General features: G+C 54.4%; 8 protein-coding genes. 3 read left to right on the forward strand and 5 right to left on the reverse strand.

Going from position 1 to position 12265, the window contains the following annotated elements:
- Positions 1–36 precede the first annotated feature (36 nt).
- From ABLV66_RS20895 to pdhR, 5 genes are all read right to left on the reverse strand, one after another.
- Positions 37–321, reverse strand: coding sequence for a hypothetical protein (locus tag ABLV66_RS20895; protein WP_045390053.1), 285 nt, complete (start codon positions 319–321; stop codon positions 37–39).
- 165 nt (positions 322–486) lie between these two features.
- On the reverse strand, positions 487–1911 hold the full coding sequence (lpdA, locus tag ABLV66_RS20900; protein ID WP_015368220.1) for a dihydrolipoyl dehydrogenase: 1425 nt from the start codon (positions 1909–1911) through the stop codon (positions 487–489).
- A gap of 206 nt (positions 1912–2117) precedes the next feature.
- A complete protein-coding gene (aceF, locus tag ABLV66_RS20905) occupies positions 2118–4010 on the reverse strand; it encodes a pyruvate dehydrogenase complex dihydrolipoyllysine-residue acetyltransferase (protein WP_512173808.1) in 1893 nt (630 codons plus the stop codon).
- Between the two features lie 14 nt (positions 4011–4024).
- Complete coding sequence (gene aceE / locus ABLV66_RS20910) at positions 4025–6688, reverse strand: pyruvate dehydrogenase (acetyl-transferring), homodimeric type (RefSeq protein WP_015368222.1); 2664 nt, start codon at positions 6686–6688, stop codon at positions 4025–4027.
- A 140-nt stretch (positions 6689–6828) separates the two neighbouring features.
- On the reverse strand, positions 6829–7608 hold the full coding sequence (gene pdhR / locus ABLV66_RS20915; RefSeq protein WP_015368223.1) for a pyruvate dehydrogenase complex transcriptional repressor PdhR: 780 nt from the start codon (positions 7606–7608) through the stop codon (positions 6829–6831).
- Between the two features lie 645 nt (positions 7609–8253).
- Here pdhR and aroP point away from each other — a divergent pair.
- The 3 genes from aroP (at position 8254) to ABLV66_RS20930 (ending at position 12155) form a co-directional block, all read left to right on the forward strand.
- A complete protein-coding gene (gene aroP, locus ABLV66_RS20920; RefSeq protein WP_161801884.1) occupies positions 8254–9627 on the forward strand; it encodes an aromatic amino acid transporter AroP in 1374 nt (457 codons plus the stop codon).
- A gap of 171 nt (positions 9628–9798) precedes the next feature.
- Positions 9799–11205 (forward strand): glycoside-pentoside-hexuronide (GPH):cation symporter, encoded by a 1407-nt coding sequence (locus tag ABLV66_RS20925; RefSeq protein ID WP_045390044.1) that lies wholly within the window; start codon positions 9799–9801, stop codon positions 11203–11205.
- Positions 11205–12155 carry a glycoside hydrolase family 43 protein gene (locus ABLV66_RS20930; RefSeq protein ID WP_348876870.1) on the forward strand — a complete coding sequence of 317 codons (951 nt, stop codon included), beginning with the start codon at positions 11205–11207 and terminating at the stop codon, positions 12153–12155. Before ABLV66_RS20925 ends, ABLV66_RS20930 begins: the two co-directional genes overlap by 1 nt.
- The last annotated feature ends 110 nt before the right edge of the window (positions 12156–12265 follow it).

Consider the following 12265-nt stretch of genomic DNA (forward strand, 5'->3'; position numbering starts at 1 on the left):
CCGGTTGCGCAATAGCAACCGGGCACTCTCTGGTGCTTAGCCCTGGTGCGGCATCAGCTCCGGATAACCGGCAAAAGCAGGTTTCTGACTGGTCAGCGCCGCTTCATCCGAGCTGATGCTCCCGGAATTCGCCGCCCACACCCCTTCATTGGTCTTCGTCACCAACTGATGCTGAGCATTCAGATCCTGACCCATCGCCGCAATATGGGTACTTTCGGTACCGCCGCTGTTCGCCGCCCATGGAATTGTCGCATCAGCCGCGCAGGCCATACCGGATACTAACGTCGTGGCTAACAGCGCCGTGGTCAATAAGCGTTTCATCTCACACCTCAGATACATAATTAACTGTCTATTAGTTTACTGAGTGACTATTTTCAAAGTATGTATGAGGTGTAGCGGTTTGTGAACAGGGACATAGTTCTAAACATTAGCGATAAAAAAAGCGGCTCTTAGAGCCGCTTACGCATTTTTAGCTGAAAGAAAAAGTTACTTTTTCTTCGCTTTCGCGTTTGGCAGGTCGGTAATGCTACCTTCGAAGACTTCTGCCGCCAGGCCAACGGACTCGTGCAGAGTCGGGTGAGCGTGGATAGTCAGCGCGATGTCTTCCGCGTCGCAGCCCATTTCGATAGCCAGACCGATTTCACCCAGCAGCTCGCCGCCGTTGGTGCCGACAATCGCGCCGCCGATAACACGGTGGGTCTCTTTGTCGAAGATCAGTTTGGTCATACCGTCTGCGCAGTCGGAAGCGATAGCACGGCCGGAAGCAGCCCACGGGAAGGTGGCGGTTTCGTAGCTGATGCCTTTCTCTTTCGCTTCTTTCTCAGTCAGGCCAACCCATGCCACTTCTGGCTCGGTGTAGGCGATAGACGGGATCACTTTCGGATCGAAGTAGTGTTTCAGGCCGGAGATGACTTCTGCGGCAACGTGACCTTCGTGTACGCCTTTGTGCGCCAGCATCGGCTGACCGACGATATCGCCGATAGCAAAGATGTGCGGCACGTTGGTGCGCATTTGTTTGTCAACGCGAATGAAGCCGCGATCGTCAACTTCCACGCCGGCTTTGCCTGCGTCGAGGTTTTTACCGTTCGGCACGCGGCCGATAGCTACCAGCACCGCGTCGTAACGCTGCGCTTCCGCCGGGGCTTTTTTACCTTCCATGGAAACGTAAATACCGTCTTCTTTTGCTTCAACGGCAGTCACTTTGGTTTCCAGCATCAGGTTGAATTTCTTGCTGATACGCTTGGTGAAGACTTTAACCACGTCTTTGTCGGCAGCCGGGATAACCTGGTCGAACATTTCAACCACGTCAATCTCTGAACCCAGCGCATGGTATACGGTACCCATTTCCAGACCGATGATACCGCCGCCCATAACCAGCATGCGTTTCGGTACAGATTTCAGTTCCAGAGCGTCGGTGGAATCCCAAACGCGCGGATCTTCATGCGGGATAAACGGCAGCTGAATCGGACGGGAGCCCGCCGCGATGATCGCGTTGTCGAAGTTAATCACGGTTTTGCCGTTTTCGCCTTCAACTTCCAGGGTGTTAGCGCCGGTGAATTTACCCAGACCGTTAACCACCTTCACTTTACGACCTTTGGCCATGCCAGCCAGACCACCGGTCAGCTGAGTGATGACTTTTTCTTTCCAGGTGCGGATCTTGTCAATGTCGGTTTTCGGTTCGCCGAAAACGATGCCGTGTTCGGCCAGCGCTTTCGCTTCTTCGATAACTTTTGCAACGTGCAGCAGTGCTTTAGAAGGGATACAACCCACGTTCAGGCAAACGCCGCCTAGCGAGCTGTAACGTTCTACGATGACGGTTTCCAGACCTAAATCAGCGCAACGGAAGGCTGCAGAGTAGCCTGCAGGACCTGCCCCAAGTACCACGACCTGAGTTTTGATTTCAGTACTCATCATGACCTCTGTAATTTATATCCGGCGGGTCTGACGCTTTTATTATTACGCCCAAGTCCACCGGGACGTTCTATCCGCGTGTATTTTACAAAATTGTTAACAATTTTTAAACAACAAACGGCAAACGATTTTGTCCTTTGTTGCTGATAATCCCCAACAGCCTGAGGTTATCAGAAAAAAGCCGGCCGTCAGGCCGGCTTTTTCGCTTACATCACCAGGCGGCGAATGTCGCTCAAGGTGTTGTTAATGATGGTAATGAAGCGGGCACCATCAGCACCGTCGATGACGCGGTGGTCGAAGGACAGAGAGATCGGCATCATCAGACGCGGAACGAACTCTTTACCATTCCATACCGGCTCCATCGCGGACTTAGACACGCCCAGGATGGCCACTTCCGGCGCGTTAACAATCGGCGCGAAGTGGGTAGTACCCAGGCCGCCGATGCTGGAGATGGTGAAGCAACCGCCCTGCATTTCGCCAGCAGTCAGCTTGCCATCGCGCGCTTTCTTCGAGATGGTGGTCAGCTCGCGAGACAGCTCGGTGATGCTCTTCTTGTTCACGTCTTTAAAGACCGGAACCACCAGACCGTTCGGAGTATCTACCGCCACACCGATGTTGATGTATTTCTTCAGCGTCAGGCGCTGACCGTCTTCGGACAGCGAGCTGTTGAAGCGCGGCATCTGCTCAAGCGCAGCGGCAACGGCTTTCATGATGAAGACCACTGGGGTGAATTTCACGTCCAGTTTGCGCTTCTCAGCTTCGGCATTCTGCTGCTTACGGAACGCTTCCAGATCGGTGATATCGGTTTTGTCGAAGTGCGTAACGTGCGGGATCATCACCCAGTTACGGCTCAGGTTAGCACCAGAGATTTTCTGGATACGACCCAGTTCCACTTCTTCGATTTCGCCAAACTTGCTGAAGTCAACTTTCGGCCATGGCAGCATGCCCGGCAGACCGCCGCCTGCGGCAGCAGCCGGTGCGGATTCAGCGCGTTTAACCGCTTCTTTCACGTAAGCCTGAACGTCTTCGCGCAGGATACGACCTTTACGGCCGGTCCCTTTCACTTTCGCCAGGTTTACGCCGAACTCGCGCGCCAGGCGGCGAATCAGCGGAGTCGCGTGAACGTAAGCTTCGTTTTCAGCGAATTCGGTTTTACCTTCTGCTTTCGCAGCCGGCGCGGCAGCTTTCTGAGCCGGTGCAGGTGCAGCAGCCGGTGCCGGTGCCGCAGGCTGAGCCGGAGCAGCAGCAGGCGCAGCGCCTTCCACTTCGAAGACCATGATCAGAGAGCCGGTAGACACTTTATCGCCGGTGCTGATTTTGATTTCTTTAACGGTACCCGCGAACGGCGCCGGAACTTCCATAGAAGCTTTGTCGCCTTCGACGGTGATCAGTGACTGCTCAGCAGCAACTTTATCGCCGACTTTTACCATCACTTCGGTGACTTCAACTTCGTCGCCGCCGATATCCGGTACGTTAACATCTTTCACGCCAGCCGCAGCAGCCGGTGCCGCTGCAGCCGGAGCGGCAGCCTGTGCCGGAGCGGCTGCAGGCGCAGCGCCCGCCACTTCGAAGATCATGATCAAGGAGCCGGTGGACACTTTGTCGCCGGTGTTGATTTTGATCTCTTTAACGGTACCCGCGAACGGCGCCGGAACTTCCATAGAAGCTTTGTCGCCTTCGACGGTGATCAGGGATTGCTCAGCGGCGATGGTGTCGCCCACTTTAACCATGATCTCGGTGACTTCAACTTCATCGCCGCCGATATCCGGTACGTGAACTTCTTTCGCTGCGCTTGCCGCCGGCGCTGCTGCCGGTGCCGGAGCAGCTGCTTTCTCTTCCTGCGCAGGTGCAGCGGCTGCTGCACCCTCGGCGGAATCGAAAATCATGATCAGTTTGCCAGTCTCGGTTTTGTCGCCGACGGAGACTTTAATCTCTTTCACGACGCCAGCCTGCGGAGACGGAACTTCCATAGAGGCCTTGTCGCCTTCTACGGTGATCAGCGACTGTTCAGCTTCCACTTTGTCGCCAACTTTGACCAGGATCTCGGTGATTTCAACTTCATCAGCCCCGATGTCCGGTACTTTGATTTCGATAGCCATTATTCTCTTACCTCTTACGCCAGACGCGGGTTAACTTTTTCTGCATCGATGTCGAATTTAGCAATGGCGTCAGCCACAACTTTCTTATCGATTTCACCACGTTTAGCCAGTTCGCCCAGCGCCGCAACGACCACGTAGGAAGCATCGACTTCGAAGTGGTGACGCAGGTTTTCACGGCTGTCGGAACGACCGAAGCCATCGGTACCCAGTACGCGGTAGTCATCAGCCGGTACGTAAGTACGAACCTGCTCGGCGAACAGTTTCATATAGTCAGTGGATGCCACAGCCGGAGCGTCGTTCATCACCTGAGCGATGTACGGTACGCGCGGAGTTTCCAGCGGGTGCAGCATGTTCCAGCGTTCGCAATCCTGGCCATCACGCGCCAGTTCGGTGAAGGAAGTGACGCTATACACGTCAGAACCCACGCCGTAGTCTTTCGCCAGGATCTGCGCTGCTTCACGAACGTGACGCAGGATAGAACCGGAGCCCAGCAGCTGAACTTTACCTTTGCTACCTTCGAGGGTTTCGAGTTTGTAGATACCTTTACGGATACCTTCCTCGGCGCCTTCCGGCATGGCCGGCATGTGGTAGTTTTCGTTCAGCGTAGTGATGTAGTAGTAAACGTTCTCTTGCGCTTCGCCGTACATACGAACCAGACCGTCATGCATGATGACAGCGACTTCGTACGCGTAAGACGGGTCGTAGGAGATGCAGTTCGGGATAGTCAGCGACTGAATGTGGCTGTGACCATCTTCGTGCTGCAGACCTTCGCCGTTAAGCGTAGTACGACCGGAAGTCCCGCCGATCAGGAAGCCGCGAGCCTGCTGATCGCCAGCCGCCCAGCACAGATCGCCGATACGCTGGAAGCCGAACATCGAGTAGTAGATGTAGAACGGAATCATCGGCAGGTCGTTGGTGCTGTAGGAGGTCGCAGCAGCCAGCCAGGATGCGCCTGCGCCCAGCTCGTTAATACCTTCCTGCAGAATCTGGCCTTTCTCGTCTTCTTTGTAGTATGCAACCTGCTCACGGTCCTGCGGGGTGTACTGCTGGCCGTTCGGGCTGTAGATACCGATTTGACGGAACAGACCTTCCATACCGAAAGTACGCGCTTCATCGGCGATGATCGGCACCAGACGATCTTTGATCGACTTGTTCTTCAGCATCACGTTCAGGGCGCGAACGAAAGCGATAGTGGTAGAGATTTCTTTGTTTTGCTCTTCCAGCAGCGCGCTGAAGTCGGCCAGGGTCGGCAGCTCCAGTTTCTCAGTGAATTTCGGCTGACGAGTCGGCAGGTAGCCGTTCAGCTTTTCACGTTGAGCGTGCAGGTAAGTGTGCTCTTCGGAACCTTCCGGGAAGGTCACGTACGGCAGTTTTTCGATATCGGCATCAGCCACCGGCACGTTGAAACGATCGCGGACGTAGCGAACGCCGTCCATGTTCATTTTCTTAACCTGGTGCGCGATGTTTTTACCTTCCGCGGTGTCGCCCATACCATAACCTTTAATGGTATGCGCCAGAATCACGGTCGGCTGGCCTTTGGTTTCCTGCGCTTTTTTCAGTGCAGCGTAGACTTTCTTCGGATCGTGACCGCCACGGTTCAGGGCCCAGATCTGCTCGTCAGTCCAGTCGGCAACCAGTGCGGCGGTTTCCGGATATTTACCGAAGAAGTGCTCACGAACGTAGGCGCCGTCTTTGGATTTGAAGGTCTGGTAGTCGCCGTCAACGGTTTCGTTCATCAGCTGAATCAGCTTACCGCTGGTGTCTTTACGCAGCAGCTCATCCCAACGACCGCCCCAGATAACCTTGATAACGTTCCAGCCAGCACCACCGAAGATGCCTTCCAGTTCGTTAATGATTTTACCGTTACCGGTGACCGGGCCGTCCAGACGCTGCAGGTTGCAGTTGATGACGAAGACCAGGTTATCCAGTTTTTCACGGGTCGCGATGGTGATAGCGCCTTTAGATTCCGGCTCATCCATCTCGCCATCGCCCAGGAAGGCGTAAACGGTTTGCGCAGAGGTGTCTTTCAGACCACGGTGTTCCAGATATTTCAGGAATTTAGCCTGATAGATAGCGCCCAACGGCCCCAGACCCATCGATACGGTCGGGAACTGCCAGAATTCCGGCATCAGTTTCGGGTGCGGATAAGAGGACAGACCATTACCGTGAACTTCCTGACGGAAGTTGTTCATCTGCTCTTCAGTCAGACGACCTTCCAGGAAGGCACGTGCATAGACGCCCGGAGAGATGTGGCCCTGGAAGTAAACCAGGTCGCCGCCGTCTTTCTCAGTGCGCGCACGGAAGAAGTGGTTGAAGCAGACTTCGTAGAAGGTAGCGGAAGACTGGTAGGATGCCATGTGGCCACCCAGTTCCAGATCTTTCTTCGATGCGCGCAGAACGGTCATGATGGCGTTCCAACGGATCGCTGAACGAATACGGCGTTCCAGCTCCAGATTGCCCGGGTATTCCGGTTCATCTTCAACGGCAATAGTGTTGACGTAATTATGCGCTGCCGCACCGGCCGCTACTTTCACGCCGCCTTTGCGGGCCTCAGAAAGAAGCTGGTCGATCAGATACTGAGCACGCTCAACACCTTCTTCACGGATGACCGATTCGATCGCCTGTTGCCAGTCGCGAGTTTCGATCGGATCCACGTCATTCTGGAAACGTTCTGACATGGGGGTATTCCTTATCTATCTAATCGTTGATTTAACTGGAACCTGTCCCATTGAACTCTTTAGCGTTTCACTCTGATGAACAACCAAAAATTCAATAAGACAGGTTCTGCGTTTAGTTGCCGCGCTCTAAAAAATGGCGCTTAAGAACCGGAGTTCTCGTCCTTTCGTTGCTGTAAACGACGCAATGAACGTTCTCTACGACTCTGTTCACGGCTACGATCCAGCAAAATTTCTTCAATGAACGCCAGGTGACGGTGCGACGCCTCACGCGCCTGCTCCGGCTCCCCGGCCATTATCGCCTCGAAAATGCGAGTACGATGGTTGCTGACCAACGGGAGCATTTCCCGGCGGGCATACAGCAATTCAAAGTTCTGACGAACGTTCTGTGCCAGCATCGGCTCCATACACCTTAGCAGATGGAGCAACACCACATTGTGCGCCGCTTCGGTGACGGCGATTTGGTACTGGACGACAGCGCCGGATTCGGCGTCGAGGTCGCCGGACTGTTGGGCCCGCTCAATGGCTTGATGCAGTTCGCGAATACGGTCACGATCTTCATCATTGCTGCGCAGCGCCGCGTAATAAGCCGCGATGCCTTCCAGCGCGTGACGGGTTTCCAGCAAATCGAATTGGGATTCAGGGTGGTCGGACAGGAGCTCGACCAACGGGTCGCTAAAGCTCTGCCACAGGCTGCTTTGTACAAAGGTTCCACCGCCCTGGCGACGAAGCAACAGGCCCTTGGCTTCGAGGCGTTGAATCGCCTCACGGAGCGAGGGACGGGAAACGTCGAACTGTTTTGCCAGTTCGCGTTCAGGCGGGAGTTTTTCACCGGGGCGCAACGTCCCCTCAAGAATCAGAAACTCCAGCTGCTGCTCTATCACATCAGAAAGTTTTGGTTGGCGGATCTTGCTGTAGGCCATATTCCCTGTCTCTGCCATTCGCCCGGAGTCAATTGGTCTTACCAATTTAAAGTTCGTAGCGCTAAAGTAACAAAGTATTCACCTCCTGTCCATACAGGTTTTGATTGAAATCAGTAAACCTGGCCTTTTTTAACAACCTTACAGAAATAACGTTTCAGAAATGTAACCTTGCACAAAACTTACATTTACCCAGCAAGGGGTAGCATTAACTTTATATAAACGAAAAATTACGCTTTCTGAACCGATTCAAGAAGCAAAAAAGTGCATTTATAAACCAATAAAGTGAATAGATAACCAATTAAGGGTAGCGGCGGCGGTGGTAAGAAAAAATGACAAACGGTGTCTTTTTGTTCGTTCCGTCATCATCCCTTCATAAAGCAGGTGCATTTGCACGCCCTTACCATTATTCTTCATCAGGCGAAAGGTCTTTGAGGGAATTTCCGCTTTGCTTTCCGTAAAGAAATCAATACAAAAATGGAATTTCATAATTACACAAACACAACAATGTGTGCGTTGCGTCACTCGGGTAAAAACTGGCCTCAAACGCCTTGAAATTAGCTAACTATGCTATTTGGCAGAGACGGACAGCAAAGCAGCAACCTGAAGGATGAAGCGTATAAACATAATAACCACACACGAGGTTTCATGATGGAAGGTCAACAGCATGGCGATCGACTCAAGCGCGGCTTGAAGAACCGCCATATACAGCTCATTGCGCTAGGAGGCGCTATCGGTACGGGCTTATTCCTGGGTAGTGCGTCAGTGATTCAATCTGCAGGTCCTGGTATTATTCTCGGCTATGCTATCGCCGGGTTTATCGCCTTCCTGATCATGCGTCAACTCGGCGAAATGGTCGTCGAAGAACCGGTAGCCGGTTCATTCAGCCATTTTGCGTATAAGTACTGGGGCGGCTTTGCAGGCTTTGCCTCCGGTTGGAACTATTGGGTGCTGTATGTGCTTGTCGCCATGGCGGAGCTGACCGCCGTCGGCAAATATATCCAGTTCTGGTGGCCGGAAATCCCTACCTGGGCTTCGGCAGCGGTATTCTTCATCGCCATTAACGCCATTAACCTGACCAACGTAAAAGTGTTCGGCGAAATGGAATTCTGGTTCGCGATTATTAAAGTCGTCGCGGTAGTGGCCATGATTCTGTTCGGCGCCTGGCTGCTGTTCAGCGGCAACGGCGGCCCGCAGGCGACGGTCAGTAACCTGTGGGATCAGGGCGGTTTCCTGCCGCACGGCTTCACCGGGCTGGTAATGATGATGGCGATCATTATGTTCTCCTTCGGCGGCCTGGAACTGGTGGGTATCACCGCGGCGGAAGCGGACAACCCGGAAAAGAGCATCCCGAAAGCCACCAACCAGGTTATCTACCGTATCCTTATTTTCTATGTAGGCTCCCTGGCCGTGCTGCTCTCACTGCTGCCGTGGACGCGCGTCACCGCCGATACCAGCCCGTTCGTCCTGATCTTCCACGAACTCGGCGACACGCTGGTGGCAAACGCCCTCAACATCGTGGTGCTGACCGCCGCGCTCTCGGTTTACAACAGCTGCGTATACTGTAACAGCCGTATGCTGTTCGGCCTGGCGCAGCAGGGTAATGCGCCGAAAGCGCTGCTGACCCTCGATAAACGCGGCGTACCGGTCAACACCATTATGGTATCCGCCGTAGTCACCGCGCTGTGCGTGCTGATCAACTACCTGGCGCCGGAATCGGCGTTCGGACTGCTGATGGCGCTGGTTGTCTCCGCGCTAGTGATTAACTGGGCGATGATTAGCCTCGCGCACATCAAATTCCGTCGCGCCAAGCAGCAGGAAGGCGTGAAAACACGTTTCCCGGCGCTGTTCTACCCGTTGGGTAACTGGGTATGCCTGCTGTTTATGGTCGCGGTACTGGCCATCATGCTGATGACCCCGGGGATGGCGATTTCGGTGTGGCTGATACCGGTATGGATTGCCGTTCTCGGCGTTGGCTATCTGTTTAAACAGAAAAGCGCCGGCGTCGTAAAAGCACAATAATACATCTCGTCACGCCGTGTCCGTCCTTTAGCGACGGGCACGGCGCATTGTTATCTGCTTCACACTTTCCTTCCTGTAACAGTTTTATCCATATCGATGACGGATTACTGCAACGTAATTCCCGACGCTAAGACCAATAATTCTCTCCAGACTGCAATGGAGAGTTCCAGGATGACAGGCAATAAACTTTCGCTGAAAGAAAAGATTGGCTACGGGATGGGCGATGCCGGATGTAACATTATCTTTGGCGCCATCATGTTGTTCGTTAACTATTTTTATACGGATATTTTTGGTCTTGCCCCGGCGCTGGTTGGGGTGTTGCTGCTTTCGGTGCGCGTCATCGACGCCGTCACCGACCCGATCATGGGGGCGATGGCCGACCGCACACGCAGTAAATATGGCCGCTTTCGCCCATGGCTGCTGTGGATGGCCTTCCCCTACGCCCTGTTCAGCGTGCTGATGTTCACCACCCCGGAATGGACCTACAACAGCAAGGTTATCTATGCCTTCGTCACCTACTTCCTGCTGTCGATAACCTATACCGCGATTAACATCCCCTACTGCTCTTTGGGGACAGTGATGACATCCGACCCGCAAGAACGTGTCGCCTGCCAGTCATACCGCTTTGTGCTGGTCGGTATCGCGACGCTTCTGCTCTCTCTGACTCTGCTGCCTATGGCGGAGTGGTTCGGCGGCGCTGATAAAGCCAAAGGTTATCAACTGGCGATGACCGTATTGGCGTTCATCGGCATGTGTATGTTTTTGTTCTGCTTCGCCACCGTACGCGAGCGCATCCGCCCGGCGGTCCAAACCAACGACGAGCTGAAAAAAGATCTCAAAGACGTGTGGAAAAACGACCAGTGGGTTCGCATTTTGCTCTTAACCCTGTGCAACGTTTGCCCCGGCTTTATCCGCATGGCCGCCACCATGTACTACGTCACCTGGGTGATGGGGCAAACTACCCACTTCGCCACCCTGTTTATCAGCCTTGGCGTGGTCGGCATGATGATCGGCAGCATGCTGGCGAAAGTGCTGACCGACCGCTGGTGTAAACTGCAGGTCTTTTTCTGGACCAACATTGTACTGGCGGTCTTCTCCTGCGCGTTCTACTTCTTTAATCCGCATGCCACGACGCTGATTCTGGCACTCTACTTCCTGCTCAATATCCTGCATCAAATCCCGTCGCCGCTGCACTGGTCGCTGATGTCCGACGTTGATGACTACGGCGAGTGGAAAACCGGTAAACGGATCACCGGCATCAGCTTCTCCGGCAATCTGTTCTTCCTGAAAGTGGGGCTGGCGGTCGCCGGGGCCATGGTGGGTTTCCTGCTGTCGTGGTACGGCTACGATGCCGGCGCGAAGCAGCAAAGCGCCTCGGCGCTAAACGGTATCGTGCTGCTGTTCTCTGTGATCCCCGGCGTTGGCTACCTGATTACCGCAGGCGTCGTACGCCTGCTGAAAGTTGACCGCAATCTGATGCGCCAAATCCAGAGCGATCTGGAAAAACGCCGCAGTAACTACAGCGAACTGAATGAACTCCAGGAATTGAAAACCAGTGAACACGTAAGGAAAGCCTGATGAACAACTGGCCTAACCCCTTTATTGAACAACGCGCGGACCCTTTTATCCTGCGCCATCAAGACCACTACTATTTTATTGCCTCCGTACCGGAATACGATCGGCTGGAGATCCGCCGCGCCGCCACGCTGGAAGGCCTGCGTGAAGCCGAGCCGGTGACCGTCTGGCGCAAGCCGCAAAGCGGTCCGATGAGCCAGCTGATCTGGGCGCCGGAGCTCCACCCCATCGACGGCAAGTGGTATATCTATTTCGCCGCCGCCCCGACCCATGACCTCGACGCCGAGGGGATGTTCCAGCACCGGATGTTCGCCCTTGAGTGTACCGACAGCGATCCGCTCAGCGGCCGCTGGCAGGAAAAAGGACAAATCGTCACCCCGTTCGATACTTTCGCCCTCGATGCCACCACTTTCTGCCATCAAGGGAAACGCTGGTATTTATGGGCGCAGAAAGACCCGCAGATCGCCGGCAATACCAATCTCTATCTGGCGGAGCTGGAAAACCCGTGGACGCTAAAAGGCGCGCCGCTCATGCTGAGCAAGCCGGAGTTCGCCTGGGAATGCCGGGGATTTATGGTCAATGAGGGACCAGCGGTGCTGGTACACGGCGATAAGCTGTTTATCAGCTATTCCGCCAGCGCGACCGATGAAAACTACTGCATGGGATTATTATGGATCGACCGTGAAGCCGACCCGCGGATGCCTGAAAACTGGCATAAATCCCCACAGCCGGTATTTCGTACCAGCTATGAAAACCGCCAGTATGGTCCCGGCCATAATAGCTTTACGCAAACGCCGGAGGGGGAAGATGTGCTGGTGTACCACGCGCGCAACTACACCGAAATCGAAGGCGACCCGCTGTACGATCCTAACCGTCACACCCGGCTAAAGCTGGTACGCTGGCAAGAAAACGGGATGCCCGATTTCGGCATCCCGCCTGCTGATACGCTGTAGAGAATGAACAGCAAGCCGTCCGGGATCCAACGCCAGCGCTGGGATTTTCCCTGCTTGCGCTGCGCTTAGCAGGGCTACCGCTTCTGGCTTACCGGGCCGCGGACCGTAGG

It is taken from the genome of Klebsiella sp. CN_Kp073, assembly GCF_040065495.2.
Taxonomy (GTDB): Bacteria; Pseudomonadota; Gammaproteobacteria; order Enterobacterales; family Enterobacteriaceae; genus Klebsiella; species Klebsiella aerogenes.

Excerpts from the sequence above, each read along its gene's own strand:
- pdhR (WP_015368223.1), bottom strand. The coding sequence starts at position 7,608 with ATGGCCTACAGCAAGATCCGCCAACCAAAACTTTCTGATGTGATAGAG.
- ABLV66_RS20925 (WP_045390044.1), top strand. The coding sequence starts at position 9,799 with ATGACAGGCAATAAACTTTCGCTGAAAGAAAAGATTGGCTACGGGATG.
- ABLV66_RS20930 (WP_348876870.1), top strand. The coding sequence starts at position 11,205 with ATGAACAACTGGCCTAACCCCTTTATTGAACAACGCGCGGACCCTTTT.
- aceE (WP_015368222.1), bottom strand. The coding sequence starts at position 6,688 with ATGTCAGAACGTTTCCAGAATGACGTGGATCCGATCGAAACTCGCGAC.
- ABLV66_RS20895 (WP_045390053.1), bottom strand. The coding sequence starts at position 321 with ATGAAACGCTTATTGACCACGGCGCTGTTAGCCACGACGTTAGTATCC.
- lpdA (WP_015368220.1), bottom strand. The coding sequence starts at position 1,911 with ATGAGTACTGAAATCAAAACTCAGGTCGTGGTACTTGGGGCAGGTCCT.
- aceF (WP_512173808.1), bottom strand. The coding sequence starts at position 4,010 with ATGGCTATCGAAATCAAAGTACCGGACATCGGGGCTGATGAAGTTGAA.
- aroP (WP_161801884.1), top strand. The coding sequence starts at position 8,254 with ATGATGGAAGGTCAACAGCATGGCGATCGACTCAAGCGCGGCTTGAAG.